The following is a 23181-nucleotide window of genomic DNA, read 5'->3' on the forward strand; positions in this document are numbered from 1 at the left end:
GATATAGGCATGGACGTAAAGAAAAGTAAGTCGCCATCCCACGCCAAAAAAACCATCAGGTACAGCTTAATTTATTAAAGCTTCAAAACCAAAAGATAGAAGCAGAATCTCAGGAAAAAAGCGAGTTTATCGTTAATATCATCCATGACTTGCGTTCACCCTTAGCGGGAATTGCAGGATTAGCCAGCCATTTGCTAGAAAAGACAAAAAACTCGGAAGAAAAGGAATATGCGAAAATCATTTTTGAGGGCAGTAAACAACTCCTTGATTTAATGAATGCCGTGATTGATTCTAAAGAGGCTTTCAAGCAAGACAATCAATACAGGTCTAAATTTTATAAGTGAATTGAATTAAAGCAGCTTGAGAACATACTGAGATTACTCCTCTATTTCCAGCACTGTCAATTTTAGCATTAGGTATAAATTTTCCATAACTGTAAACAAATTGAAATGAAAGGTTTTTTTGTACCGAAAAATCTATTCCTCCCGCAACTGCTCCGAAAGCTGATAATGGATACCCTATTGCATTAGTTGATATTGGGGCTACGTTTGTTTCATAAAGAGTAGAGCTAAGTAATGCTAGGACATCCGATATCCGATATCGAGTATTCATTTGAAAAGACCATCCATCTCTCCATCGGGCAGGAGAGATGGATGTTCCTGTTGTTTTGTTTATCAAATTAACATTCTTTTCAATAGACCATCCAGACCAATATACTTTTCCCCCAATAAACCATTTCTCAGTTAACCAATGCTGTAATCCGGCAAAAGCGACAGGTGCTTGGATAATATTCAAAGAAAAATTATGGACTGTAATAGCTTCAGTAGAACTTGTACCATGACCATAGGTGTTTATTCCCGTGTAGATAGCCATAGTTAGATAAGTATGAGAATGAATTTTATAGAAAAGGCCGATATCCCCTGTATAATTTAGGCCATGTATCCTATTTATTTGGTTCCCTGCATTAGGTACTACAAAATTGAGTTCGGCGAACTTGTTGTACTCTAAATTCAGACCCATTCCCACAGCTAGCTTCTTAGTAACCTGATAACTCGATTGGGCTCCAATCCTATAGTAAAAAATACGAGTCGTAGTTGAGGCTTGAGAGACTATAGAATTATGTGGTTGCCAATCTATATGGCCATAAGCGCTCGGTGTCGCATTAATGCCTACTACCCATCGATCTGTTAATCGATAAGCGGTTAATAAATAAGGCAGCGAGTCATGTGTTTTACTTTTCACTCTTCCATGACCTAAAACGGTTGTGCCAGTAAATTTTAACCTTGGCAAAATTAATGCATTGCCCAAGAGTAATTGAGCATGATTAACTGAGCTTAGTTCAGCAGGATTTTGAAAAAAATTATCTGTTAATATTTGATCTACGGCACAATAGGCAGGTTCCCATAAACATTCTAGGCTTAGGCATAAAAATATTGCTATTAGCAACTTTAAAAAAATTACTTGCATAAAATAAGTGCTCCCATCCTAAGGCATTAAATGTGCAATATTCATGATGTTGTTTATATATCGAATTTACTTGATATTAGATAAACAGTTTTTTATTTCATCAGCTAAAATTTGCACATTTGGTTCCTTGAACATTGTCTCATGATTTCCTGGAATATGATGAATTTCTATAGGATAGATACTGTAGTCTTGCCAATAGTTTGAAGGATGATCTGCCCAAGAAAGCTCCTGATATAATTGTTTTGCTTTGAATAAGACGAGCTTTGTATCTAATTTGATTAGAGGGTATTCCACAATAACTCATTTCGGTTCCACTGAAGCTGAAGCCAGGCTTCAGTATTACCAATGTTATTAATTTTAAACTTCTCTTCTAATTCTTTACCTTCTGCGCATTTTGCCTGATTCGAAATCAGTAATAGAGCATTGCCAGTAGTACATTAAAAGTCATTTGTTGATTCAAGTGGTTATTAATGAAGGATGCATTGGGTTGAAGAAATTTTATTAGCTAAAGCCCTATCGGTAGTGCGTTGTTATTCAGCCCTATCAATGCTTTGTGGTTTGATTTTTAATTTTTCTTTAAGGTGAATGCGTTATTCTTAAAGAAGACTGGATTTTGAGGATATAGGCATGGACGTAAAGAAAAGTAAGTCGCCATCCCACGCCAAAAAAAACCATCAGGTACAGCTTAATTTATTAAAGCTTCAAAACCAAAAGATAGAAGCAGAATCTCAGGAAAAAAGCGAGTTTATCGTTAATATCATCCATGACTTGCGTTCACCCTTAGCGGGAATTGCAGGATTAGCCAGCCATTTGCTAGAAAAGACAAAAAACTCGGAAGAAAAGGAATATGCGAAAATCATTTTTGAGGGCAGTAAGCAACTACTTGATTTAATGAATGCCGTAATTGATTCTAAAGAGGCTTTCAAGCAAGACAATCAGGTGATGAAAAAAGCGTTTCATCTCCCTGAGTTGATAGAAAAAATCAGGGAAATTGAAGAGCCATCAGCGATTGGGAAGCATTTAACGCTTCAAGTGCGTATCGATGAAACGATTCCAGCAACACTTATTTGTGACGAATTAAAAATTGAACGAATTTTACTCAATCTTATTTCCAATGCCATTAAATTTACCGCGAATGGAGTGATTAAAATTGGGGTAAGACTGTTATCGAGAGTAAAAGATAGAGTTCAAGTTGAATTTTCTGTTGCTGATACCGGTATTGGAATCTCCCTTGATAAACAAGATAAGGTGTTTAAACGCTATTTTAAAGATAGTGATTCAAAAGAGACTAGCCACAGCAGCATGGGCTTGGGTCTTGATATTGTTCAAAAATATGTAAAGTTGCTTGAGGGGGAAATTAGCTTAAAATCAAAAGTTGGCGAAGGCACGACGGTTTCTTTTGTATTACCGATGAGCGTTGGTCATCAAAAAATTCCTAAGACAACGGCGAAAGAGAGCTTATGCGATAAAGAAATGCGAGAAGACAATTTCTTAGATAAGGATCTAAAATTCCTGCTGATAGAAGATAACCACATCGCGCTGACCAGTATGAAAATTATGATGGACAATCTAGGAATTAAACCAAGAACGGCAGTAAATAGTGAAACAGCCATCAACGCAATTTATACAGAAGCTTTTGATGTCATTATTACGGACATCGAATTACCTGATGGCTCAGGTTATCATTTAAGTAAAAAAATTCGGGAACTTGAAAAAGGGCCAAACGCCGTAACGATAATTGGATTGACTGCGCATTCAGTCAGTGAGATAAAAAACCGTTGTAAAGAAGCAGGTATGGATGAGGTTTATCAAAAACCGCTGGATTTCGAACGATTAAAAAGGCTTGCCGCAGAAGCGGCTCGTAAAAAAATGATTCGTTTTGAAAAAAGAGGTTAGCAAATAAAGCAAAATGATCTTAAATGCGGAGATCTGCGAGGCGTATCTACCTGTTTTTGTCTATGAAGTAGCGCAAATGACAGAAAAATTCATCTTAGACAGAGCATTATTGGCAAAGGTTTCTCATGAAAGCAAAAATAATATATTAAGCAAGCTGATGTTTTTTTGATTAAATTTCAGCATAATTTTTCTAACTGTTTATTCCGAACTCACTAAATGATAGAATGAAAAATTTGGCTAATAAGGTGGTTTTTTATCCATGAATTGAATGGAGTACATCAATGCCATTGCGTTAACTAGGCAGATAATTTTTTTGTAATACTATCAGCACTTAGGTTTGTGAAGAAGATTGTTTAGCACTCAATAAGCTCCAGCGTCATTGATTTGCTATACTTAATGTTATCTTAATAATAAGTGATCAATTTACTTCCGAAGAAGTTTCACGAGCTAGGTGATTTTAATAACTTATTTTATAAGTGATATGGAAAATGTTTAAAAATTTTATTGAATTATTTGAGTCTCAAGTAAACTTGTATCCTGATAAATTAGCTATTATTTTCAAAGAAGAGCAAATTACTTACAAGGAACTAGCTGAGCGCTCAAACTGCATGGCACTAAGCATTCGCAATGAAATAAATCAATCTCAAAGTATTATACCTTTAATACTGGAGCGAAATCCAGACATTATTATCTCTATATTGGCTGTATTTAAAATGGGTTGTGCATTTTTACCCATAAGTCCTATCACACCGTGCTCAAGAATCAAATTTATTTTAAAAGATACTGATGCAGGTCTGATTGTCTCTAATCTTGATTTAGATCCTTCTATTGTCTCAAACATCACAGTGGTTAATCCATCAAAGATAGGATTCGTTAGCGGCTCGGTAAATAAGCCATTTTTAGCTAGTGATTTAGCCTATGTTATGTATACATCGGGAACTACAGGCAATCCTAAAGGAGTTCTTGTTGAGCATCGTTCAATGATGAATTTGTTCTCTAGTCTTATTTCAGAATTACCAGTTGAAGAAAACGAAAAATTTTTAGCTTTAACCGATTACACTTTTGATATTTCGTTAATCGAACTACTTATGCCTTTATTGAAAGGGGGGACAATTTTATTAACAGAACATGGCAGTGTTGCTGATGGTTTTAAAATTAGGCAATATCTTAAAAAAAATCACATCACATGCATGCAAGCGACACCTTTAACTTGGGAAATATTATTGAAGCAAGGGTGGAAAAATGATGGCCAAATGAAAATATTAGTGGGTGGGGAAAAATTTAGTACGCGACTTGCTGAATCCTTAATGTATGAAAAAGGTAATGTATGGAATATGTACGGCCCAACCGAAACGAGTATGTGGTCAATGTACAACCACATAAAAGAACGTTTATTTACGGATTCAGTACCATTGGGAAAGCCGCTGCATAATACTGTTATCAAGATCTTAGATTCAAATTTAAATGAGGTAAATATTGGTGCTCAAGGTGAGCTTTATATTGGGGGAATTGGCCTTGCACGAGGGTATCTTAACAATCCAGATCTCACTGCTGAAAAATTTATTTATCACCCCGCCACAAAGATGCGACTCTATAAAACAGGCGATTTAGTTATTGCACAAGATCAAAATACGGTTTGTTATATGGGACGCGTTGACGATCAACTAAAATTTGGAGGAATCCGAATTGAGGCAGGGGAGATAGAATCAGTTATTGAACAAGAGCCTTTTGTAAAAAAAGCGGTGGTTAAACTGCATGAAACGGAAGGGTATTACAAATCTTTGGCTGCCTACGTTGAAATAGATGAAAAGAGTATTTTTAATGAGGGATTTCAAAAAGCCAATCTTGAAGTCTCCTGTTTTTTAAAAAATATTTATGATGAAACTTATCTACATGCTGAAGAACATGAGCATGGGTTAATAAATAACTGTGGTTGGCAAAGTTCTTTTACTGGAGAGCTTTTTAGTATTGAAGAATTAAGTGAATCCTACCAATGGATTAGAAAATTTATTCGCGGTGCAAATCTTTCACACATCTTAGAAGTAGGATGTGGCACAGGTTCATTGTTATTAGAATATATTGATGATGCTGATGATTATACTGTAGTTGAAATCTCCTCTAAAGCTATTGATTATGTTAAAAGCCGTTTAAACCAAGAACAATCTAAAAAAATTACTTTTAAAAATGAATCTGTATTAAATCTAACTGATAAACAACAATATAGCTGCATTATTATTAATTCCGTCATTCAATATTTACCATCCGTTGATGCTTTAATGGTCAGTTTGACTAAGCTTATAGGCGCGGCACAAACGAACGGAACAATCATAATTGGAGATGTTCGTTCATTAGAATTAATGGATGTTTTTATATTGGAAAAAATAAGAGTAAAGAGCCAAGACTCAGAGGATCTTTATTCACACTTAAGTTCTTTTTATTATAAGGCAAGAGACACAGAAATAGTTATTTCTCCTAAATTTTTTTATGCCCTTAAAAATATATTTGAAGAGATATCTCATGTGGACATAGCTGTTAAACACGGTGATTATAAAAATGAACTGAACTATTTTAGATATGATGTGATATTGCACATTAATAAGGAGATAAATTATCAAACACCAAACTTAGTGAGCTATAATCTTTCATTTACTGTCGAAAAACTGAGGGAACTTACGAGTTCCTCATTAGCTAATCCTATAATTATAAAGAATATTCCCAATATCCACATGCAGGAATTTATAGTATCTATTAATAAAGATATACCCGATTACTTGCCATTTCCGTATCAATTGAGTAGCTACAGTGAGAATGAAATTAGTCAAATTAATTCATTAATCAAATTGGATTTTCCTACTCATGATAAATTTATTGTTTATGATCCTAAAGATCCTTTAAACACGCTCGGAATTCATTTATATCCCAAAAAAAAGGGGTCTCTTATACGTCATCGTGATAAATCTATATTTAAAAAATACAGTCATTATTGCCGAGAACCTTTCAATCCATGGTTGCAGCATTATTGTTTTGAGCGTATTAAGTCCAGAGTTAATAAAAATGTTGTATCTTGGGTGCATCCTTCAGCGTATGTATGGATAGAAAAGTGGCCATTTAGTATCAATGGAAAGTTAGATAAGAAGAAACTTAATTTGCCTCTAAAGGCTAATGTTGATAATCAAGGAAATCTAAGTACGCTCGAACAATTAAAAATTATTTGGCAAAACATTACTGGAGATGATGCAATTGTAGAAAAAGAATTTTGGGTTCATGGTGTTTCATCATTATGCATGTATTTTTTCTTGGCAACAATCAATGAGACATTTCCCGTAAATATCAATTACCATGAATTCCGCGACTATAACACACTAATTAAATTAGCAAATTATATTGACCAAATAGTAAAATCCTCTCCAAAAATAGAATTTTTGAATCAAAGAATGGAAGCAACACATCAATGGATAGAAAGATGAAGAAAGTAATAGCGATGAAAAAAGGAGTTTTTCAGGCAAACCATAAGAAATCGTCATTGCAAAAAAACGGTTTATTGTTTAATTCTAGTAGAAATGAAATTGAAATTGCTGCTTTATTACTAACCGATGATTTTAAAATTTATGATGCAAATCTTTGTGGAATTAACTCGCTCTTTAACAAAAAAAAGAGCAGCCTTATAGGGCAATCTTTCATTGATTTATTAGATGTACAACAAATGGATATCCAGGCATTGCTTAAAGCTTTTAAAAAAAGTCGTAAGTCTAGATTTCAATCTATAAAATTAGAACATCCTATCTTAAAAAAATGGTATTGCATTATAATAACTGCGCTCGATGATTTTTCGTTAGTATCCTTTGCAGTGACGTTGATCACAACTAATTATTCATATCAAGCTCTTCAAACTTATATAAACGCCATCATTAATAACTTGCCAGGTGCAGTTTATTGGAAGGATCTAGAAGGTCATTATATGGGATGTAATAAATTCGTGGCGCAAATGGCAGGTTATGAAAATCCAGAGCAAATGATAGGCAAAACTGACTACGATTTTTGTTGGAGTGAATTTGCTGATGATTGGCGACTATTAGATAATAAAGTAGTTAAGGAAAATTCTACTATTGCAAGAGAAGAAATGGTGAAATTAGCAAATGGAAATGTTCGCACTGAATTAACTTTTAAAAGTCCTTTAAAAAATGAACATAATGAAATTGTCGGTATTATAGGTACTTCACTAGATATTACTGAGCGAAAAGAAATGGAAGCAGCGCTTCATGAATCGCAGCTTGCTGCAGAAAGTGCGAATATTGTCAAAACAAATTTCATCCAAAACATGCAGCATGATATTAGAACGCCAGCATCGAGCATCTGGGCTGTTTTAGAAGATTTGGTTGAAAATAATAAGACACCCGATCGAGAATTATTAGTTCTATTAAGAAATAGTGCAAAACAACTATTTGCAATTTGTAATGAAGTTATTGATTTTGATCGCATAGAGCGAGGAGATATACCCTTATTATCTAAAAGAATTAACATTCGTGATATTGTATCTAACGTCATAGAGCTAAATCAGACTGCTGCGTATGATCGTGGTTTAAAATTATCGTTTGAAATTGATGTTAATGTACCACAAGTGGTTAAAGGTGATGAACATCGGTTAAGCCGTATCCTCCTGAATTTAATAGGAAATGCACTTAAATTTACTCCGAAAGGCTCTATCAATCTTTCAGTACATATGATTAAAGAAAATAAAAAAAATTATATTATCCAGTTTAAATTACAGGATACGGGCATTGGTATACCTCCACAAAATCAAGAAACTGTTTACGAAAAATTTAATCGCTTAAATCCAGCAAATCGAGGCACTTATAAAGGCTCTGGACTTGGGCTTCGCATTGTTAAAAAGTATGTTGATGATATGGAGGGAGAAATTAATTTAGAAAGTCAACCGAATAAAGGTACTACTTTTTTTATTGATATCCCTTTTGAAAAAGCATTGGTAGATAAGTTATATGGCCAAGGGACACCGGCTTATAAATGGAATGAACTGATAAAAGAGGAAAATAAATTAGCTTCTGATAAAAAAGTATCCAATCTATCTCCACCTACTTTATCTAATGAAAGCGATTATAAGGTGCTATTAATCGAGGATAATCCATTAGCTCTAGCTGGTGCTCAACAACTTTTAAAACAAGCACAGTGCAATGTCACGGCGGCAGTTGATGTTAAAAGTTCTTTAGAGGTTCTTAATTCTACTAAATTTGATTTTATCATTTCTGATATAGGATTACCTGATGGCACAGGAATAGACATTATTAAACAAATAAAAAAAGACAAAAATGCGCTTAATTTTTCTTCCCCTTTTTTCGCTTTAACGGCCAATGCTGATAAGGTTACTATTGAAAAAGGGGAAGAGGCGGGATTTATCCACGTTATATCAAAACCATTACGAAAAGATATTATATACTCGTTAATTGATGAACTTTGTACAGATAAAAAAATCAGTGTTCCGTCTATTACGCGTGGAAAACACGAATCCCAGTTACTTAGAAAAGAACTGCCTGTACAGAAGCAATCAAAGTTACATGGATTAGATTTACCTGAAACAGAAGAGGAATTATTTAAATTAGAGCTTTATCCAATACTCGATGTCGAAGAGGCAATAAAAAGCTTGGGTAGCAAAGAATTATTATTAGAATTATTAAAAGAAATGGTCGTGATTATTCCCAAAGATAAAAAAGAGATGGAAGAGGTCTATTCTACTAATCATGATTGGCAACGTATTGAAGAACTAGCTCATAAGGCAAAAGGTGGGGCCGCTTATTGTGGTACTCTTCGCATGAGATTTGCGTGTCAGTATTTGGAGCGATATCGCAAAGCAGGTTACTCGAAATTATTAGAAAAATTATATCAACAACTACTTAAAGTCTTGGACGAAACCAAATTATACTTGGAGGATTGGCTTAAGAAACAAAATTAAATTATAATTTATAAGTAAATTGGACTACTGCAGCTTGAATGTTAGCAGATATTTTCCCTCTATCTCCCCCGCTATTAATTTTAGCATTAGAAATAAATGTTCCATAACTGTAAAGCAACTGAGCTGAAAGATTATTTTGTAATGCTATATCAAGTCCTGCTGAAATAGAACCATAAGGAGATAAAGGATAGCCTATTGCGTTAGTGAAAGTAGGCGCTGCATTTGTTTCGTAAATAATAGAGCCCAGTAAAGCTACCTTATCACTAGTGGTATAACGAGTGTTTATTTGAAATGACCAAGGATTACGCCATTTTGTGGGTATAATCCTAGTACCGGTTGTGGTATTTATTAAGTAAAGATTTTGTTCAATAGACCAGCCTGACCAATATATCTTACTTTCTGTAAACCACTTATCATTAATCCAATGCTGGATACCAATACTGGCTACGGCTGCCTCTGTTACATTCATAGAAAAATTATGAATTATTAAATTGTTAAGAGAGCTTGTACCGTTAGCAAAAGTATTGACGTCAGTGTACACAACCATAGTTAAAAAATTACGAGAGTTAATTTTATAAAAAAGACCTATATCACCTGTATAATTTACCCCCTTTATCTTATTGATTTGATTGCCTCTATTAGGGATAAGCGAGTCTATTTCACCTAGCTTATTGTATTCGAGATTAAAACCCATTCCTAAGGCCAAATTATTACTAAATTTATAACTCGCTTGGATACCGGCGCGGTAATATAGAAAGTATGTTTCAGTAGAGCTTTCTGCAACAATTGAATTTAATGGCCATTTTAAATGCCCATAGGCACTAGGAGTTAAATTTGCCCCGAACACGAATCGGTCTGTAAAGCGATAAGCAGTCAATAAATAGGGAAGTAAATTGTGTGCCTTACTGCGCACACTGCCAGAACCTAAGGGTGTAATTCCATTAAATGTAAATTGGGGAACAGTGAATATATTTCCAGCTAATAGTTGCATTTGCTTAATTTGGCTAAGCTCTGCGGGGTTTTGGTAAAAATTTCCATTTAATATTTGATCGACAGCAGCATAGGCTTTTTTCTCAAGAAATGTCAGATTTATGATTATTAAAATAATTATTATTGTCTGTTTTAAATAGTTTTTATTCATTAAAATCGAACATTTTAAAATTCTAAGGTTACTCAATCATAAAAATAGAGTTATTGTCAAATCTCAGAATGTAAAAATGTTTACATTACTAATAAAGGAATTATCCCTATTAACGAATTAAAATTACCATAAAGCAACTTTAAATTGTCCATTATCAGTTAGCCATTGAATTTTTATGAGGCAGGCAATTAATCACCCCAAAGCGACACTCTGATCCTTCCTCAAAAACCGGACACCAACATTTGCAGCCATTCCAAACTCATTAGGTGTTTGAAATCCTAAAATTGAATGGATGCGGTTACGATTGTAAAACACCTCAATATAATCAAACAGAGCCAATTGAACGTCTTTTTTTGTTTTAAAGAATTGCCATAAAAAGTATGATAAAAGCTTTTCATAGCAACGTTTAACAGTTGCCAGAACCACTCATGGAGCAAACACGCGCTTTCCCATGATATTTTCTCTGCTTATGCAGCGCCTCCTGTAAGGTATCTCATTGCTTTTATTTATTGCGGTGAGTGAAATTTTCTCAACATATTTAATTTTTTTTGAGAGCTGAGCATTGTTGGGTATTTAAAAACGTCTCTACTGAGAAGAAAGCCCGTATTTTTTTCAGCACTACTAACCAGTTATTCAAGGCATATGCGATTGGTTACTTAGTCAAAGCTCAAAATTATTAGATCACCCTATTTCGGGTAAGTTATAATTGATCCAGAATTTTAGCTACAAGGACTGTAAATGGGAAAGTTAAATACCTCAAAAGCTTCTTTAATTCTTGAGCTAGAACATATCATGGCATCTATACCTGGATGTATCTATTGGAAAAATAAAAAAGGGCAATATTTAGGATGTAATGATGCTACAGTAGACCTTCTAGGGATTCCTAAAGAGGATATAATTGGTCATGATGATTTTTTTCTTGCCGAAAAACTAGGATGGTCAGAATCTGTAGTCAATGCTATTCAAAAAATTGATGAAAAAGTAATAAATACAGGTACTCCTATCTTGGATATTGAAGAAGCCCCTTTTTCAGACAGATATGGCAATATAATCCAGCAAATTACCAGCAAGGCTCCTCTTCGCGATACCAAAGGCAACATTATTGGTTTAATAGGAAATTCGATCAATATTTGCCAACGTAAAAAAACTGAAGACGAATTGTTTCAAGCGATGAAAAACAGCGAAATAGCAAATGAAAGAAAGTTATCAAATTTAGCAAATCTTCATAAAGAATTAGTTGGCCATATTATCATTCATAACAGCGTAGAAGAGTACGCTGAATCGATTCGATATTATTTGGAAAGTATTATCGCTTGTATGCCTGGCAACGTTTACTGGATGGATACTAATTCAGTTTATTTGGGCTGCAATGATAATGTGGCAAAAATGCTAGGCATATCAAGAAAAGAGATTGTAGGAAAAAACTATGAAGACATGGCTGCCCTAGTTAATTGGAGTCAAGGTCAAGGTGAAGCTTTTAGGGAGGCTGATAAAGAAGTTATTGCTACAGGGAAGCCAAAATTAAATATTGAAGAACCTCCTATTCAGGATACACAAGGAAATGTAATTTACTTTTTAACGAGCAGAGTACCTATAAAAAATAAATTTAATGAAGTTATTGGTGTAGTGGGAGTCTCAATCGATATTACTGAACGTAAAAAAATGGAAGAAGAACTTCGGCAAGCAGGAATAGCTAAAAAAGCAGCTGAAATAGCCAGTAAAACCAAATCAGAATTTATTGCGAATATGAGCCATGATATTCGAGTACCCATAACAGGTATTTTGGGATTAATTCAAGAGCTGATAAATTTTGCTGATGATACTAGTGTCATTTTACCACAAATATCATCAATCAAATCGACAGAAACTATAGAAAAATACCAATTTTTACTCAATCAACTTATTGAAAAAGTACAAGAAGATGGTCAGTTATTAATTGGAGCAACGGACGAGTTACTGCAATTGCTGAATGAGATTTTAGAAACCATGCGTTTGGACTCTGGAAAAATTCATGAGGAAGACGAAGCGTTTAATTTACAGGAATTGCTAGAGCACAATATCGAGCTTAACCTGCCTGTGGCACACCATAAAAAATTGAAGTTAACTTGCGAAATTGAGGACGGTATCCCCACTTACTTTAGAGGGATACGTCATTATCTTGACCGCACGTTGCTGAATTTGCTGAGTAATGCCTTAAAATTCACAAAGGAAGGTTTTATTAGGCTTAAAGTGGAAATGTTGGGTAAAAATCGTTCGGCTTATTATCCTGGCGATAAGGTTAAGTTAAAAATTATAGTGGAAGATAGTGGTGTGGGAATACCAAAAGATAAATTTGACACCATATTCGAGCATTTTTCTCGTCTAACCCCTGCTTATCAGGGAATATATAAAGGAGCAGGTTTAGGCCTGTATACAGTGAAGCGTTATATTGAAGCGATGAAAGCAACCATTAAAGTTAAGAGTCAAGTCGGTAAGGGAACTTCTTTTATCATTACTCTGCCGGTTATTGTTTCAGATCACTCAGACAGAGAAAAAATGCGTTATCGCCCTCCTAAAATGCAAAAAACGCATATCATACAAAACATTTCTCCCTCGAAAACTCAAAAAGTAAAAGAGTCCATAAACTCTGATACGGCTATGAAGATTTTAATTGTAGAAGATAACAAGCTTGCGGCCAGAGCCGCGACATCAGTCATCAACAGTTTATACAGACATTGTACTTGCGATACTGCGGCAGATGGCAGGGAAGCAATAGAGAGGGTCAAAAAGAATCGGTATGATTTAATTTTTATGGATATTGGTTTAGCAGAGGGTGAGGATGGCATTGAAGTGACTAAACAAATTCGTGCCTTAGATAATCATTATGCTAAACAGGTGCCAATTGTGGCACTGACTGGGCATGCAAATACCCCTGAAATGAGAAAAGAAATGTTAGCTGCTGGCATGCTAGATGTCTTCGCTAAACCTTTGACAGCTGCTCTGTTAGAGCCCCTTATGCAGCAACATATTTTTAAATATGAGGAAGAAGAATCTCTTAGCACCGAGCCTGCTCTAAGCGATCCCCAAAAACCAACGCAATTGATTGATAGGGCTAAATCCTTAGAGCAATGTTCCGGAGATGAAGCACTTTTATGCGAGCTATTATCAGAATTATCTCTTGATTTAAAAATGTTTAAGGAAAAAATGGACGAATATTACATAAATCATGATGTGATTGCACTTCGCAAAGAATTACATCGTGTTCGTGGTGGTGTCGTTTATCTTACTTTGCCTCAACTTGATAATGCGCTTTCTTTATTTCACGAAGCAGTAAAAGCAGAACCTCAGAATCCTGAGCAATTGCGGCAGTTATACACCCAATTGCAGCAGGTATTGGAGGCGTTTTGGGAATATGTGGAAAGAATGGGCCTTTAATTGACTGATCTTCCGGTTACCAGAATTACTGTATATTCAGCTGGATTACCTCATTTGTTTCGGCAACACTCGATCATCGAATTCGGATTTATCGGATGTTACTCCATATTTTGCTTCAATGGAGGTAGTAAACGCGGTTTGATACCGACTGGAATTATGTTTAACCATCGGGGTTGGCGATAAGGAGTTGGCTTTTTATTGTGTTAAACATAAACAAATAATACTACAGTCTTGGATCATTTGATTCACATTGGAGGGAGAAATTTTTTCAGCGGAAAAAATGAGATCGCAATCACAAGATCTATAGGTTTCGCCAGAATTGCACTGACTCTTCATTTGTGTTTTTCTCAGGCTAATTATGGAAATCAAGCGTTTTAAGCAAATGATACTAAATGAACCTATTTGCAAGGATGCTGTTTTTATAAGGTGTTAGAGTAGAATGACCTTTAATTGAAATTTGTACCAGTAATCAGCGATTAATATTAAGGTAGACACATGAAAATCGACACAAATTTAGTTCAAAAACTGATTGCTGAGCAATTCTCACAATGGAAATCATTGCCAATTTACCCCGTTACTCAAAGTGGTTGGGATAATCGAACATTTCACTTAGGTGAAGAAATGGTGATTCGGTTACCTAGCGCTGAGGAGTATGAGCCACAGATTCAAAAAGAATATCAATGGTTGCCTTGGCTTTCGAGACAACTTGGATTTGAAATCACACAGCCTATTGCACTTGGGAAACCATCCTCAACCTATCCGTGGCATTGGAGTGTTAATCGCTGGATTGAAGGGGAGTCTGCCTCAAGGCAGAATATTGATGATATGAAATGTTTCGCAGAAGCATTGGGAAAATGTTTAAAAGAATTGCAATCTTTGGATGCGACAGGAGGACCTTTAGCAGGCGCACATAATTTTTATCGAGGTGGTTCGTTAAAGGTTTATGATGAGGAAGTGCGTCTAGCAATACCTCAGATTCAAAATTCTCGTGAACAAAGCCTTGCAATATCCTTATGGCAAGACGCACTTTCTTCAGAATGGGGCTTAATCCCTGTGTGGGTCCACGGAGACATCGCGGTTGGAAATATTTTGGTTCATAGTGGAAAGTTTCACGCCCTTATCGATTTTGGCCAGCTTGCTATAGGCGATCCAGCATGCGATTTGGTGATAGCCTGGAATTTTTTTTCTGCTGAAGAGCGAAGTGTGTTTAAAAAAGCAGTTCAATTGGATAATGATACCTGGATGCGAGCCTTAGGATGGGCATTTTGGAAAACCTTATGTTGGCCAGTTAAAGGGACTGATATAAAAGTGATCTTGCGTGAAATTTATACCGAGTATAATGCGCTTAAATAAATACATTGGTTTTTCGATTCATCACTGATTCGATAACCAATCTTCAGCAGTCAAAGCGAAACGTAAATGATCTTGCCAGATACCATAGACTTTTAAGTAACGAGGAGAAAATCCTTCTTTTAGAAATCCGTTTCTTGTAGCAAGATGTATTGAGCGGGTATTAGTGGGTTGGATATTCGCTTCAATTCGGTGAAGATCTAAGGTGGTAAAGATTTCCTTTAAAACTAATTTTAATGCCTGACTCATCAAACCTTGGCCTGCGTAATTAATAGAGGCATAGTAACCAAGATAGGCACTTTTAAATACACCCTGCGTAATACCACTGACATTAAAAACACCAATAATGTTGTTATTGCTATCCCAGACGATAAAGTATTTTTCACTGTCCTTTTTGCTTTTTTCTAAATAGGTTTGAAACTCATCTGATGTCTTAGGCGCAGCAATAAAAGGAAAATGAAAATCTTGATTTTTTTGCATTGTTTCAATGAATATTTTCTCATCTTGGCATGATGGTACTTTTAAGGTAATCATATTCGACTGCTAATAAAGAATTAAAAAATTTATTTTAACATGGAATGGAATGGCGCTCATCCAAGATAAGTAGTTGCTATATCGTACGTTTTTGGACGGGGCATGGCATGGAGCAATCTAATCGTCAGGGGGCCAATACAAACTCGTTAAGTCTCGGAACATGACCTTGACCCTGATGGGTGCCTGGTGAGACTTTATTTAGAGTCGGGCAACCTATAATATAAAAAACGATTAGATTGTTATTCCTCTATTGACAAAAAGCCTCCTAATGGCATCCGCAACAGAATTACCAAATGTAATGTTGCATGAAATTGATCAAAACCTTCTGTTTGATTATTATTACTCCAAAGAATTCAGTATCTAAAACTAAAAATGGCGCAACTAAATTCCTTTTCGAATGAAATTAAGCTGGATAAAGAGTTATTAGCTATACCGGAGCTTGTGTTTTTTAAAGATTTAAAGGGTTGTTATTTTGGCTGTAATGATGTTTTGGCAGAATATGTTGGTCTCGCAAGCCCCAAAGATTGTATCGGTAAGGATGATTCCTTGTTTTGTTGGTATAACTATAGCGAAATTTTTCAAAAAAATGACCGTTGGGTTATTAAATATAAAATGCCTACCTATTTTATGGAACCTTCAAAAGGGGCGAATAATAAATTAATTGATTGTTTGACTGTTAAAGCGCCTTTTTTTAGATCAAATAATGCTATTGCTGGCGTTCAAGGAATTGGTATTTCGCTGGAAAACACCTCCTTTAACCAAGTGTTACAAAGGTTTATTGCTGCCTGCCAAAAATTTAACTTAGCGCTTGCACCTGCTAAGATGATCCAAGTTATCACTCAAATAGTGCAAACTAATAACTGCAAAAAGCAATGGGATAGAGAGGGCAAATTATTTGATTATGGCAAAGTCAGTTTTAGTATAAGAGAAGCTCAATGTCTTCATTATTTTTTAAACCACTATTCTGCCGAAAAAACATCTAAAGAAATTTTTATTTCTAAAAAAACTGTTGAATTTCATTTGGCAAATATAAAAAATAAACTAGGTTGTTCAAATGCAAAAGAATTGACAAATTTAGCAATCGATTATGGCTTTATTGATCTCATGTTTATGAAATTTTGACATGACTAGCTAATTCTTTAAATTAATGATAATTTTTGTTGTTAAATTTGGTGAAAAACTTAGAAAAATAGATATGATTGTTTCAGGTTTAGAGAACGAGTTGGGAGCTTAACTCAAATATGTTTCATTATCTCAGCAGTCGAATGGCCTTACGAATAAAGCTTATACTATGAAATACCAATTAGCTGTACAGTTCCCGAGAAATTATACAATATCGATGCAATCGCAGATAGGATAAACTAGAGAATCAATTGTTGATGCAGAGCTTAATGCACATGATATGTGCAGCAGTGAAATCACTATTTTTATCCATACTCAATTATCCGGTTGATACTTTTAAAATAATAACAAGTATTTTAGAAAAAGAAGATGTTTCAATATTTAAAAATTACATAGAAAAATAGAGTGCGGCGACGTGGGGCGATTGAGAAAACCTATGCAGCGCATTCGGATTATTTGAATCGGCAGATGATTTGCAGTCCAGAGGTTTTAAGGAAGTAAATTAAAAATGTACCTTTTATAATCCTATTTTTTTAGGATTTTAGTTGGCATAATTGTTTTTTTAAAATTAATCCTACTATAATGGGATTAAAGAGGTACTAGCTCGAAATTCTAATATAAAGTCTATACTCGTAGGATTATATGGCCAAGCAAATTAAAAAATTAAAGACTCCAAATCTTCAACAGCCATTAACCGCAGCATTGTTGGGAGAAGTCATAAAGGCACGTCGAACTCAAAGTAATTTAAGATTAGAGGATGCGGCTGCTTTATGTGGTGTCGCCAAAGAAACCTTTATGAAAATCGAGCATGGGCAATCGAAATCTCAATTGGCTAGTGTATTACAAATTTGCTCTGGTTTGGGTATAAATCTTTACATAAAACCGTGGGTAGATAACGGTGAGGATGAAAATGGTTGGAGATAAGCAGGGATTAGATATTTATTTAGGAAAAAGTCAAATAGCCAATATTTCTCTTAGAGAGGATCAGTTGTATTGGAGTTATCATGAGGATTGGCAAAAGAGAGGTTATGCTATTTCCCCACACTTACCTTTACATGAAGATATTCCACCATTAAATGTACAACGATTTCTGCGAAATTTACTACCCGAAGGCAACCCTTTAGAAGTTCTAGTTAATATTTTTCATTTAAGTAAATACAATACGTTTGGACTTATTCAAGCCTTAGGATTGGATACCCCGGGTTCATTAGTGATATTGCCACCGAATCAAGCGATTCCTAATCAAGCTAATTTTCGACTAATAACGGATGAAGAATTAGAACAGCGTTTAAATGATCGTGATCCCTATGGCTTAATCGTTTGGGATGGAAAACCTCGTCTTTCAGTTGCTGGAGTGCAGGATAAGATTAATGTGGTGTTAAATAAGCGAGGGCAACTTGGCTTTGGAGAAGGTAGTTTGTGTTCTACCCATATTCTTAAATTTGAAACGCAAAGACTTTCTAATTTAGTTTTAAATGAATATCTAAGTATGCAGCTTGCTAAACGATGTGCATTAAGTGTAGCCAACGTTCAGATAAAGCGTTTTGGTCAGTATCCTGCTTTATTGGTAGAGCGTTTTGATAGGAAATTGATTACTAATAATATAGTGAAAAGACACCACTTAATAGACGGTTGCCAGGCATTGAATTTACCCCCTGAATATAAGTACGAACAAAATTTTGGAAACAGTAGGGATGTCGCTCATATTAGAGATGGAGTGAGTTTGCTTAAGCTCTTTGATTTTTCAAATCAAACGATCAATCCCGCAAAAACAAAACAACAAATACTCGACTGGGTTTTATTTAATATTTTGATATTTAATTGTGACGCTCACGGTAAAAATATAAGTTTCTTTGTTGGACCTAACGGTATTTCGCTGGCTCCCTTTTATGATTTAATCAATATAAAAATGTATCCTGAATTTGAGCATGACTTGGCGATGGCATTAGGAGATGAATTTGATGAAGATAATATCAATGCCTATCAGCTAGCTGATTTTTCCGATACATGCCAGCTGCCCCGATCATTAGTGGCTAAACGTTTAAAATATTTAATTGGCAAGCTAACTGCTGCATTGCAAGAGGAAATCAATCTTACTGTGATTAATGATAAAGAAGAAACCTATTTAAAGAAATATCAAGAAATTGTCATTAAAAGATGTAAGCATTTATTAGAGCAGAGCGACCAAATTACCTCAATGAGGCTCTAGTGTCTCTCCGCAATTTTTTTTTGGTTTAAAAGAATAGCTTTTTCGTTTTCTTCTTCCGAAAAATCCAAGGACCTGGCCACTGCTCTAAGTACATCCACGATATAACACAATTTGCCGTTCATCTTGCCGTTCATCATTACTACTACTGGAAGCAGTAGAACGCTGAGAAGAGTGAAAAAAGCGGGAAGGGTGTTTGCCCAAACCTGGTGTTATCTCTGGCGGGTTAGGGATTGCGCTGGCGCAAAGTGCCTGGAAAAATCTTCTAAATTTGGTTCCAAGAGTGCAATCGAAGGCAAGATTGGGTATTAATCCGGTGGATCGATCCAGTATGGAACAAGTAAGTACGCCCCGGTTGTGAACCCATACTTCTGAGGGGACAGGTGCATTTTTATCATCAATCCATTGACTAAGACTGAGCAATTTACTATTTGCACCTACCCAGGGATCCCATATCCATTTATCATTATTACTGTCAATTATCATGACCGCACAGTGAAATCCCCAGTCCTCTTCATCTCCATATACACTACAGCTTTTTTTGTCCCAAAATTTCAAAACTTTGACTGAGTCTACACCATAGAAACGAAGCAGAGTGCTAACAAAATGCGCTCGCACATGGCAGCGACTTGGGGTTATTGCGTATTGATAAGTTATCTTATCCTTATTATACTGCCAAAATTTGTCATACAGTTCACTCAACCAGCGAAAATTAGGTTTATTTTTTGTTTTATATATGGGGTGATTCCCCACTTTGAGGGGGATACCCCCTGTCAATGGTTGACATTCCTCTTGAAGTTCACGATTAGCCAGCTCTAAATGACTTGTAACAGGATGCCCAGTCATTAGCGGAATGATAATGTCACGATTAAACACATGTAAATTGCTCACGGCTTGCAGACTGCTTTGCCTGTAATCGTATGCGTATAATGGGATGCTTGACTGCATAAAGCATAATGGTAACGTTTCTCTGCTTTCGTATGAAATCGGATTAACCAAGGAATTATTGATAGAGAATGTTCGATTTAATGTGTTTACGTTGAGCTCATGATTAACGGGTACTAAGCCACCTCCATAAGAAATGGTAAGCACTCTTTCGGGATATTCGTTGTATTTAACTTGATATAAACAGTCGGTATCAGGTAATGGAATCTGTAAATTGACAAGTTGTTTTGTTTCTTTTCGAGTGGCTAAAAATTCCGGTAATTGATTAGAAAGAAGTCCTATCAGATAATGAAGAAATTGCAAAGATTCATTATTGCTATTCCACCAGGGGAGGCTGTCTATGCGTAACAGATTGATATGCTGAGGAGCCGTTCTTACCAGCCGCTCCATCATTCTGAAATAATTACCAACAACAAAAGTCTCTGAAAATCCTTCCTGTAAACCATGTTGTAACATGCTATCTTTTTGAGCAGGTTCATCAACAGCTTCTAGAGCCAACTCAAAAAGTTCAAAATTTGCCTTCCTGACAGCTGAACGAAAAGCAGAAAAGTTATCAGAAGCAAACATTTTTCTTCTGATCTCTGAGTCAACCTGATTCATAAACAAGCGAATGATATCAAGATGGCCTTTTTCGGCTGCTCGACGAAATATTTGAAAATCATCTGCCACAATCATCTGAAAAATTTCTGTTGTCGGTAATAAAGAAAGAAGATAAAAAAAGATTATTGTATTTGAATTAATTGCAGCCACCGCAAAAAGTTGATATTGGTTTATGGCAAGCACGTTAACAATTTCTTGAGTGGGTTGAGATTTTGGTGTGGAGAAAAGTCTATTGAGAATACGAAGATCTCTGTCTTTGGCTGATGCCAATAGCAAGAGCTTATAATTATCTGCAGCTATTCTATTGAATAAATCAAAAGAGGAAAATAAGTTGAAAAGGTGATCAAGAATAGCCTGGCGAGCATCAGAATTATTCCAAAACAGAATACGGTAATCGTCAGCTTTAATCATTTCCCAAATCCTTTCCGTATTCAGGAAACCAGCTAAGTCATCCAGTAAAGGCCGATTTGAAGATAGCGTAGCAAGAAACATCACTAAAAAGTCATTTTCCTTAATAATGCCACAAAGTTGCTCCTGTTCGAGTACAGCTGTTCTATATAAATGAGGACGACCCAGGATCATGCCCGCTTTGGCAATTTGTCTTTCCGGGATATGCATTTTTCGTGCGCCCGATATCAATTCTTCATCAGTGATTTCAGGATGAGCATAAGCAACATATAATAGCGATTTTAAAGGGTCTTCTTCTGGAAGAAGCGGATAAATAACGTCTGAAAAAGCACCTTTCATTCGCGCATCCATTATTTTTTCTTCTTCATCAGTCAGAAAAGAGTCAAAAACAAACATACTAGTCCATTCGGGTATTTTTTGTGCTTCAGGATGTTTTTCTTTCATAGAACCAAATAGATAAAGCATTTTGCGACGGGAAATAAAAGGGATAAAGATTTTGTATAGTACTATATAACTCCAATATGATCAATATTAATTCATGTAATACAGCTCTGCCTTTATATTTATTACAGGGCAATTTTTTTGAACTTCCTATCAAATATTCTTTTGCTAGTTTAATGTCTTTACTTTGTGTTTTTTTATCTCCAGCACAGAGCAAAAGCACAATCACCTTATCTAATTCACTATAATAAATACGGTAACCTGAACCGAATTTAAATTTTAATTCACTGATTACATCACCTAAAATTTTATACTCACCTAAGTTTTCAATAGCAATTCTAGCTAAGTGAGATTTAATTCGATGACGAATCGCAGTATCTAATGATTCAAGCCATGAAGTAAATGGACAATCTCCATCATCTTTTTATTTCTTTCATAAGCTAGTTGTATCTTGCAGGATACAAAAATGCAATCAACATCAACAGTAAACCTCACATCAGGTGCAGCTTTATCTGTTATCAATAGTCCTGTTATACACCCCCACCAACAAAAGTTACCTCATCGCATAACTCTCTAAGACGATGCACAATAACGGTGAGTGATTCAATATTACGCTGAGCAGAGCTTTTACTCATTTGACACCGATCTTTGATCTTAGCATTTTAGATAATTCTTGTATTGCGATTTTTTTTTTATTGCTCGAATTGAGATATTTTAAAACAATGGATCAGGGCTTGATCACTGACTCTGGAGCCGAGGATATAAAGGCTTGAGTGCAATACCTCGAACCTCTCCTTCGCCATGAGGCCAAACGGACACAGGATCGTTACCCATGACAATTTGATTTTTTAGACTCGGACCAGAATAACTCGTGGAAACCCCGTGAACTATTTCCCCTAATTTTGCAGGAGCACTCACAAATCGGGTTTAATATTAGCTTGGGTAGCCAGCTAACCTAAGGCAATAGCCAAACCCCACTGGGTCCTAGAAAAATTTAATTCTCTTGTCGTTGAATGAAAGCAAGGAAGCGAGTTCCATGATTTTCTTTTTGGGTACTCCTGTAGCAAACTTAAAATCATAATCATCCAATGTCTTGTCTAAAAGTAACATTAAGCACAAGCAACAATTGATCATTAATAAAACAAATGGTAAAATAATCGCTTACATATGTAACAATCTATAGGATTTTTGATGCAACTTGTTTTCGCACCTAATCAACATAGCGGAGAAGAATTTATTCAATCATTCCAAAAGATCAAAAACATATCACCACCGGTTACTGAGCTTGTGATGTGGCTTGATGGATTTGACAGTAGATCTACAACAGAGCTAGGAGACGCCTTTGCAGCCATCCCATCCTCTGTGACTCGTCTTTGTTGCGCCGGTAACATCTTTAGCATCAATGAAGAAACACTAGCTAAAATTTTTGCTTCTATACCGAAAAGTGTTACATTGATAGAATTAGACCTGAGTGAAAGTATTTTATCAATAGATAATTTATCAATAGAAAACATTCAACAATTAGCTAATTCACTTCCCAATATCGATTTTTATTTTAGGGAGAGCGAGCTTAAAGCAATGAGTATAGAGCAACGTCAAACTGATCTTGCCCGGGAAAATCGGACACATTGCTAAGCGACCAATTTGACTTCAAATTTTGCTGGTGTTTGATAACCCAACATGGAATGGAGT

16 protein-coding genes and 1 pseudogene are annotated in these 23181 nt (G+C 35.4%); 10 read left to right on the forward strand and 7 right to left on the reverse strand.

Features of this window, described 5'->3' with window-relative positions:
- The first annotated feature begins 128 nt into the window (after nucleotides 1–128).
- A complete protein-coding gene (locus tag B5D33_RS17020) occupies nucleotides 129–344 on the forward strand; it encodes a histidine kinase dimerization/phospho-acceptor domain-containing protein (RefSeq protein ID WP_272939923.1) in 216 nt (71 codons plus the stop codon).
- Here B5D33_RS17020 and B5D33_RS01595 read toward each other — a convergent pair.
- A complete protein-coding gene (locus tag B5D33_RS01595) occupies nucleotides 328–1467 on the reverse strand; it encodes an OmpP1/FadL family transporter (protein ID WP_058451481.1) in 1140 nt (379 codons plus the stop codon). The genes B5D33_RS17020 and B5D33_RS01595 overlap by 17 nt on opposite strands.
- Nucleotides 1468–1533: 66 nt before the next feature.
- Nucleotides 1534–1761: a thioesterase domain-containing protein gene (locus B5D33_RS01600; RefSeq protein WP_058451482.1), complete on the reverse strand. Its 228-nt coding sequence runs from the start codon at nucleotides 1759–1761 to the stop codon at nucleotides 1534–1536.
- Between the two features lie 333 nt (nucleotides 1762–2094).
- On the opposite strand from B5D33_RS01600, the gene B5D33_RS01605 reads away from it, so the two are divergent.
- The 3 genes from B5D33_RS01605 (at nucleotide 2095) to B5D33_RS01615 (ending at nucleotide 9328) form a co-directional block, all read left to right on the forward strand.
- Nucleotides 2095–3363, forward strand: a complete 1269-nt coding sequence (locus tag B5D33_RS01605; protein ID WP_078767293.1) for a hybrid sensor histidine kinase/response regulator — start codon at nucleotides 2095–2097, stop codon at nucleotides 3361–3363.
- A gap of 488 nt (nucleotides 3364–3851) precedes the next feature.
- Complete coding sequence (locus B5D33_RS01610) at nucleotides 3852–6830, forward strand: amino acid adenylation domain-containing protein (RefSeq protein ID WP_058452557.1); 2979 nt, start codon at nucleotides 3852–3854, stop codon at nucleotides 6828–6830.
- Nucleotides 6827–9328 carry an ATP-binding protein gene (locus tag B5D33_RS01615; protein ID WP_058452558.1) on the forward strand — a complete coding sequence of 834 codons (2502 nt, stop codon included), beginning with the start codon at nucleotides 6827–6829 and terminating at the stop codon, nucleotides 9326–9328. The genes B5D33_RS01610 and B5D33_RS01615 overlap by 4 nt, the downstream gene beginning before the upstream one ends.
- A 1-nt stretch (nucleotide 9329) precedes the next feature.
- On the opposite strand, the gene B5D33_RS01620 is transcribed toward B5D33_RS01615, so the two are convergent.
- Complete coding sequence (locus tag B5D33_RS01620; protein WP_058452559.1) at nucleotides 9330–10469, reverse strand: OmpP1/FadL family transporter; 1140 nt, start codon at nucleotides 10467–10469, stop codon at nucleotides 9330–9332.
- Between the two features lie 192 nt (nucleotides 10470–10661).
- Nucleotides 10662–10895, reverse strand: coding sequence for an IS3 family transposase (locus B5D33_RS01625; RefSeq protein WP_058452560.1), 234 nt, complete (start codon nucleotides 10893–10895; stop codon nucleotides 10662–10664).
- Nucleotides 10896–11207: 312 nt separating this feature from the next.
- On the opposite strand from B5D33_RS01625, the gene B5D33_RS01630 reads away from it, so the two are divergent.
- Together B5D33_RS01630 and B5D33_RS01635 are read left to right on the forward strand one after the other, a co-directional pair.
- Complete coding sequence (locus tag B5D33_RS01630; RefSeq protein ID WP_058452561.1) at nucleotides 11208–13883, forward strand: PAS domain-containing protein; 2676 nt, start codon at nucleotides 11208–11210, stop codon at nucleotides 13881–13883.
- A gap of 495 nt (nucleotides 13884–14378) precedes the next feature.
- Entirely contained in the window at nucleotides 14379–15236 is an 858-nt protein-coding gene (locus B5D33_RS01635) for an aminoglycoside phosphotransferase family protein (RefSeq protein ID WP_078767295.1), read from the forward strand.
- Between the two features lie 21 nt (nucleotides 15237–15257).
- Here B5D33_RS01635 and B5D33_RS01640 read toward each other — a convergent pair whose 3' ends face one another.
- Entirely contained in the window at nucleotides 15258–15767 is a 510-nt protein-coding gene (locus tag B5D33_RS01640) for a GNAT family N-acetyltransferase (RefSeq protein ID WP_058452562.1), read from the reverse strand.
- A 372-nt stretch (nucleotides 15768–16139) separates the two neighbouring features.
- Between B5D33_RS01640 and B5D33_RS01645 the strand changes: the two genes are divergently transcribed.
- The 3 genes from B5D33_RS01645 (at nucleotide 16140) to B5D33_RS01655 (ending at nucleotide 19098) form a co-directional block, all read left to right on the forward strand.
- Nucleotides 16140–16889: a LuxR C-terminal-related transcriptional regulator gene (locus tag B5D33_RS01645; RefSeq protein WP_058452818.1), complete on the forward strand. Its 750-nt coding sequence runs from the start codon at nucleotides 16140–16142 to the stop codon at nucleotides 16887–16889.
- 642 nt (nucleotides 16890–17531) lie between these two features.
- A complete protein-coding gene (locus B5D33_RS01650; RefSeq protein WP_058452817.1) occupies nucleotides 17532–17813 on the forward strand; it encodes a helix-turn-helix domain-containing protein in 282 nt (93 codons plus the stop codon).
- On the forward strand, nucleotides 17800–19098 hold the full coding sequence (locus tag B5D33_RS01655) for a HipA domain-containing protein (protein WP_174223981.1): 1299 nt from the start codon (nucleotides 17800–17802) through the stop codon (nucleotides 19096–19098). The genes B5D33_RS01650 and B5D33_RS01655 overlap by 14 nt, the downstream gene beginning before the upstream one ends.
- Nucleotides 19099–19182: 84 nt before the next feature.
- Here B5D33_RS01655 and B5D33_RS01660 read toward each other — a convergent pair whose 3' ends face one another.
- Entirely contained in the window at nucleotides 19183–21492 is a 2310-nt protein-coding gene (locus B5D33_RS01660; RefSeq protein ID WP_058452815.1) for a hypothetical protein, read from the reverse strand.
- Nucleotides 21473–21883 (reverse strand): annotated as a pseudogene (locus B5D33_RS01665) (type II toxin-antitoxin system RelE/ParE family toxin); the annotation flags it as partial. The pseudogene B5D33_RS01665 and the gene B5D33_RS01660, both read right to left, overlap by 20 nt.
- A 797-nt stretch (nucleotides 21884–22680) precedes the next feature.
- On the opposite strand from B5D33_RS01665, the gene B5D33_RS01670 reads away from it, so the two are divergent.
- Nucleotides 22681–23124, forward strand: coding sequence for a hypothetical protein (locus B5D33_RS01670; protein WP_058452813.1), 444 nt, complete (start codon nucleotides 22681–22683; stop codon nucleotides 23122–23124).
- The last annotated feature ends 57 nt before the right edge of the window (nucleotides 23125–23181 follow it).

Source organism: Legionella maceachernii, assembly GCF_900167045.1.
In the GTDB taxonomy this organism is placed as follows: Bacteria; Pseudomonadota; Gammaproteobacteria; order Legionellales; family Legionellaceae; genus Tatlockia; species Tatlockia maceachernii.